1 protein-coding gene is annotated in these 1957 nt (G+C 38.8%); it reads right to left on the reverse strand.

What is annotated here, in order from left to right:
* A partial coding sequence (locus ACM0OS_RS28795) for a Tn3 family transposase (protein WP_414546591.1) occupies positions 1-1934 on the reverse strand: 1934 nt, incomplete at its 3' end.
* Between the last annotated feature and the right edge of the window lie 23 nt (positions 1935-1957).

Below are 1957 nucleotides of genomic sequence, written 5' to 3' on the forward strand. Positions count from 1 at the left end.
TTCTCGTATATCTCAAACTTGCTTCCGTCAGCAGCAGCCTTTTTCCCTGTACCCCAACAAGACGGTAAACTAAACCGATTGTACGTATTGATAATATCCCGAATTGCCGCTTCAATTTTGGCAGCACTAATATGGCGACGGTTTGTATAAGAAATCATGTGAGAAGTCACTGCACCTTGGGAATGACGAGCCATCTGATTAGGGCCAAGATTACAGCCATAGCTAAAAGTAGTAAAAATATAACGTTCAGCAGGATCAGATATTTTGGGTTCGCTTCCTGAAAATAGACCAAAATGCCTTGTCCAATTCAACCAATGCTCAACATTGCAAAGAATTTCTAAGATACTACGCTCCGGCATCAAAGCCCGAATTTTTGATTCTAATTCTTCCACTTCATGCGTTTGGGCTAGGGATGGAATTCTTTTAAGTACAGGTTCTCCATCTTTATTGATAGTGAATTGTTTATCAACCGCACAAATCTTATCTACAGAGAAAGCTACAATCGCTAATTTATCTTGTAAATGTTTAACAAAGTCATCTGGGTTAGCAGGAAATTCAAGTAAGCGACAGTATTCTTCTATCAATGGTTCACATTCAGCATGACTCAATAATTGTTCGCGGAAATCGGCATAACTTTCTGAACCCACAACACAAGCATCTCCTGTTTTAAATTCAGTCGCTAGATTTGAAAAGATGCAAATTTCTAACTGCTGACGAACCAAAACCTCAGTTCCATCAATTTCTTCTACAACTAGCGCACGCCAGTTACTACTAATAAAATCTAAATCAATCTCAAAAGGTAAATACTTAGCGCGTTTGTGTTCATGGTCTAACACGAACTTTAATGCTTCAATTACCGACTCATCAGCAGAAGTTGAGAGAATATCTAGAGAACGTACCAAACTAAAAAGTGTTTTCCGATTAGCAGAATAAAACCGCCACATCAACGGTAAATGGTTGTTGGTGTTATACGCCGCAATCTCATCCAACTTTTGCAGCAACAATTCTGTACCACCATGTTCATCCAAAATTGATTGCACCTGTTCTCCAAAAACAGCATTATCCTGAGTTTCTTTGGCTTTTGTAGATGCTTTTAATACTTGCCCAAAGGTAGCCAATAACTCTGATGTTTCCGTTAAATGTTTGTCGCGTAATTCCTGCAATCGCTGTTTAGCATTATTTTGAATCTTGAGGATACGTTTAATAAACATATCGACAAGATAATCACGGGTTTTCACCTGTGCCTCGTACAATAGACATAACAGCAATGTCCGACGTTTGGGTAAATTGATATCTTGAAATTCTGAGATATCCAAAGCCCTTGCCTGGGACGCAAAATGTCTAACTTTAGTTCTGGCAATACTTTGTAGCAGTCGCTTGGCATCACCAAAGGTCATAAGAATATCAAACTTACTTTGTAGGAGTTTTATCCCACTAAGTTTGGCACTTTTAGGTGGCGATTTTAGTAAATTAAGTGTGGCATTTTCATCAACCTCATTATCTGTAACCGCTAGTAATTGGTCTAAATAAATCTGCTCGTTGATGGAAAGCCCCTCAGAACAAAGTGCAAACAAGCGATTATTAACCATTGAACGAATGTGGCGAATTAATCGGTCAAGGGTACTAAATGCTGGTAACTCATATCGTTCTTTAACTAATTCTTCAATGGCTACATTGATTAAATCAGCAGGGTGGTCTTTTACCTCGGCAGATTCTGCAACTAATGCGGCTATTAATCTTTGGCCTGTTTTATCATACTGTTTAACTTTCAGGTAATCCCGAATCGCCTGAAGATAAGTGTAGCGTTGGCGTTCGGATGGAATTGCTTTTACCCAATCTTGTAACTTTAAACACGACCGGATATGTTTGATAACCGCAATCGGTACTAATTTGGGGTGAGGAAAATAACCAAGCCGTTGGAAGGATTTTAGCATGACCATAAAACTAAGAAATCCTT

Source organism: Nostoc sp. CCY0012, assembly GCF_963920855.1.
GTDB lineage: Bacteria > Cyanobacteriota > Cyanobacteriia > Cyanobacteriales > Nostocaceae > Cyanocohniella.